Origin of the sequence: Rhizobacter sp. (genome assembly GCF_031412495.1) — a bacterium.
Taxonomy (GTDB): Bacteria; Pseudomonadota; Gammaproteobacteria; order Burkholderiales; family Burkholderiaceae_C; genus Schlegelella_A.
In genome coordinates this window covers 1-3,772 of the sequence record NZ_JANODC010000473.1, presented here as the reverse complement: position 1 = coordinate 3,772, position 3,772 = coordinate 1, and the positions used below count along the sequence as shown (strand labels likewise).

Annotated in this window: 4 protein-coding genes; all 4 read right to left on the bottom strand. The window is 73.6% G+C overall.

Translation table 11 applies throughout. The annotated features are described in order from the left end of the window. On the bottom strand, positions 1 to 939 hold a 939-nt coding region (locus AC30N0_RS17665), incomplete at its 3' end, for a DEAD/DEAH box helicase (protein ID WP_489519200.1). Positions 940 to 980: 41 nt separating this feature from the next. After that, positions 981 to 1,544, bottom strand: coding sequence for a hypothetical protein (locus AC30N0_RS17660; protein ID WP_489519199.1), 564 nt, complete (start codon positions 1,542 to 1,544; stop codon positions 981 to 983). Between the two features lie 108 nt (positions 1,545 to 1,652). Then, on the bottom strand, positions 1,653 to 3,299 hold the full coding sequence (locus AC30N0_RS17655; RefSeq protein ID WP_489519198.1) for a GMC oxidoreductase: 1,647 nt from the start codon (positions 3,297 to 3,299) through the stop codon (positions 1,653 to 1,655). Continuing rightward, a partial coding sequence (locus tag AC30N0_RS17650; RefSeq protein ID WP_489519197.1) for a gluconate 2-dehydrogenase subunit 3 family protein occupies positions 3,299 to 3,772 on the bottom strand: 474 nt, incomplete at its 5' end. The genes AC30N0_RS17655 and AC30N0_RS17650, both read right to left, overlap by 1 nt.

The following is a 3,772-nucleotide window of genomic DNA, read 5'->3' as shown; positions in this document are numbered from 1 at the left end:
CAGCTCGACCCACTCGCGCGCCTCCTTGTCGAGCGAGCCGTGGTGCAGGGCGACGACGCCGGCCCACTCGGGCCTTTCCTCGAGCAGCAGCTGGTACCAGGCCTCGGCCTGCGAGCGCATGTTGACGAAGACCAGCGTCGTTCCCGAACGCTCGATCTCGGCGACGACCGGGAGCTGCATCTGCTTGCCGAGGTGGCCGCCCCACGAGAAGCGGCCGGGGTTGTCGGGTAGCAGCGTGTCGATGACGAGCTGCTTCTCGACCCGGCCCTGGACCAGCCGGCCCTGGTCGTGGCCGAGCAGCACCTGCATCGCCTCGTCGAGGTTGCCAAGGGTCGCGCTCAGGCCCCAGACGACGAGGCCGGGATTCCAGCGCTTCAGGCGCGCGACGGCCAGCTGCACCTGCACGCCGCGCTTGCTGCCCATCAGCTCGTGCCACTCGTCGACGACGACGGCGTGGATGCCGGAGAGCTCGTCGCGCGCGTTCTCCCGCGTCAGCATCAGGCTGAGGGACTCCGGCGTCGTGACGAGCGCGGTCGGAAAGCGACGGTCCTGCTTCGCCCGTTCCGCCGCCGGCGTGTCGCCGGTCCGGATGCCGACGCTCCAGCCGATGCCGAGCGTCTCGAGCGGCGCCTTCATCGCGCGGGCGGAGTCGGCGGCGAGGGCGCGCATCGGCGTGAGCCAGAGCACGCCGAGGCGGGGCGGGTGCGCCGGCCGCAGCGGCAGGCCGATCGCTTCGGCACGGGCCAGGGCGCCGAACCAGACGGCGTAGGTCTTGCCGGATCCGGTCGTGGCGTGCAGCAGGCCGCTGCGGCCTGCGGCCATCGCCGCCCACACCTCGCGCTGGAAGGCAAACGGCTGCCAGCCCTGCCTGGCGAACCAGCCGCCAGCGATGTCCGCGGCCGGGGCGACGGCGTCGGTCGCCGGGAAGTCGTCGGTCACCGCACCACGGTAGCAGACCGTGGGTGCGGCGAGACGGCTCGTCAGTCGAGAACGATCAGCGTGCAGGTGCTGCCGGACAGGCTGTAGCCCGCTGGGCAGCTGGAGGTCTCCCGCGCGCCCTTGGCCTTGCCCAGCGTGTTGACGCCGACATAGGGCTGCCAGCCGGGCCCGAACAGGTAATCGGCGCCTGCGTTCACGTACGGGCCCTGGACGCCGCCGGTGAGCAGGAAGGCCTGGCCCTGGAAGCCGTAGCCGGCACCGAGCTCGCCCTGCAGGCTGCGGCTGCCGGCCAGTCCCTTGACGCGAAGCTCGCCCAGGCCCATGGGCGCGCCGCTGAGGACATAGCTCACTTCGACCTTGGCGCCGCGCACCCGGTCGTTGGCGCGGACCTTGGCGGCGCGGTAGCCGAGCACCGCCGTCGCCCCGGTGCGCGCGCCGAAGTTCCAGTTGATGCCGGCATAGAGCTTGTTGTCGTTGCGGCTCTCCTTGTTGATCGAGGCCGCCACCGTGGGCGGCTGCGTCGGCCCGCCCTTGCCCGCCTGAGCCGGCACGGCGACCACGAGAGCAAGGGCCGCCAGTCCGTGGCCGATGGGGATTCGATGCATGTTCTTGTCTCCTGATGATTCTGTCGTTCGACCGGCCGAGGGCTGCACCGGCAACGCATTCTGTGCGCGCTCGGCCGTTTGGCCCAGCCCCGCCGTTGCGGCGGCGACTCAGCCCGCGATGCGGTCGACTGCCCTGAGTGCCAGCGCCTGGATCGTCAGCGACGGCGCTTCGCCGCCCCCCGAGCTGGGGAACACGCTGGCATCGCAGATGTGGAAGTTGGCGTAGCCGTGCACGCGCAGCCCGGCATCGACGACCGAGCGGCGCGGGTCGGCGCCCATGCGGCAGGTGCCGAAGACGTGCGCCGAGGAGAAGTGGTCGTAGGTGCCGAACTCCTCGACCAGGGTCGCCGCGCCGGCGGCGGCGAGCAGGCCGCGCGTCGCCGCGGCCATCGCGCGGAGCCGGCGCACGGTCATGGCGTCGACGTGCGAGTGGATCCGCGCCAGCGGCCGGCCGTGCGCGTCGCGCAGCGACGGGTCGAGGTCGACGAACGAGCGCTCGTGCGGCAGGCTTTCGCCGACCGCGCCAACGGCGACAAGGCTGCCGAGCGCGCGCCGCATTTCGCGCTTGTGCTCGCGGCCGAAGCCGGGCACCGCGCGCTGGGCGTGGGCGATGGCCCCGATCATCTCGGCCTCGTGGATGGCCGCGCTCAGGCGAAAGCCGCCGACGACATCCGGGACCGCATCGGGGCGGTTGTGCTGCCAGCTGATGGAATCGGCGGGCAGGCCGCCGAAGCTGAGCAGCCGCTCCGCGCTGCGGCCGACGCTGGTCCAGGCGACGCTCTCCATGAAGTGCAGGCCGACCTGGCCGCTGCCGTTCGCCAGGCCCTTGTGCAGCAGGAGTGCGCGCGGCGTCTCGATCGCGCCGGCGGCGAGAACGAGGCGCGGCGTCGGCACGCGGCTGCGCCGGCCGGCGCCGTCGACGAGCTGGATGGCATCGATGCGACCGGCCTTGCCGGCGACGATGCCGACCAGCGTCGTCGAGGCGCGTACTTCGCAGCGACCGCTCGCCCTCGCCTTGGCGATGAAGGTGACGTCGGCCGAGCCCTTGTCGCGGCGCGGGCAGCCGTGCGTGCAGCCGCCACAGTAGTTGCACGAGGGCCGACCGTCGTACGGCTGCGAAAGCGCGCAGCGCGGGTTCGGGTCCCAGCTCACACCCAGCCTCGCCGCGCCCGAGGCCAGCTCGCGCGACGCGCGCGCGAGCGGGTGCGGCGGCAGCGGGTACGGCGCGCTGCGCCAGCGGTCGCGCACCTCGGCCGGGCCGGCGACGCCGAGCAGCCGCTCGACCTCGACATAGTGCGGCTCGAGCTCGGCATACGTCACCGGCCAATCGGCGGCGACGCCGAAGCGGCTGCGCATCGCCATCGCCGCGGGGTTCATGCGGTGCGCCTCGCCGATGAAATGGAGCGTGCTGCCGCCGATGCCGCGCACGTGGTGGTAGCCCGGCCCGGAGACAGCGCGCCGTGCCTCGCGGTTGGTCGGGCCCTGGCCGAGGCTCCACGAGCGCAGGTCGGCGAGCGCCGGGTCGAGCGGCTGCAGCGGCGCAAAAGCGGTCCGGCCGAGGCTGCCCGGCTTGTGCCGGAAGCGCTCCTTCTCCCAGTCGTCTCGGTCGAGCCCGTAGTCGGTGTCGGGGTCGAAGCTGGGCCCGGCATCGACGAGGAGCACGCGCCAGCCGCGCTGGGTCATTCGCCACGCGGCCGCCGCCCCGCCGGCGCCGGCGCCGACGACGACGGCATCGAAGGCCGCGGGGTCGGCCATCAGCGGACGGCGTCGAAGAAACCGAGCGGCTGCGGCGGCCGGTCGAGCGCAAGGCCGCGCCACGACGCCGGATCGGCGTAGTACTCGGCCAGGACGCTGTTGCGCATGAGGTGGAAGAAGCGACCCGCCGGCGAGTCCCACGGCATCGCCTGCATGCGCTCGCAGGCGGCGACGCGGGCCGCCTCGGGAGCAGCGGCGAAGCCGCCGGTGGCGTCGTCGAGCCAAGCGCAGCCGGCGTGCAGAAGACGGCCAGCGAGCGGGTGCCGGGAAACGTCGCGCAGGATGGCGGCCGGCACGCCGAGCGTGGACGCAGCGGGGGTCAGCTCGTCCGCCGGGACGAGGGTGTCGCAGAAGACGGCGAAGGTGCGCTCGACCGCGCCGCGTGCCGGCGTGGCGGCAGCGGCGAGCGCCAGCGCCGGCAGGTCGGCGAGAGCGAGCGCCGCGGCCGCGAGCGCGATCCGGCGCGCGGCGCG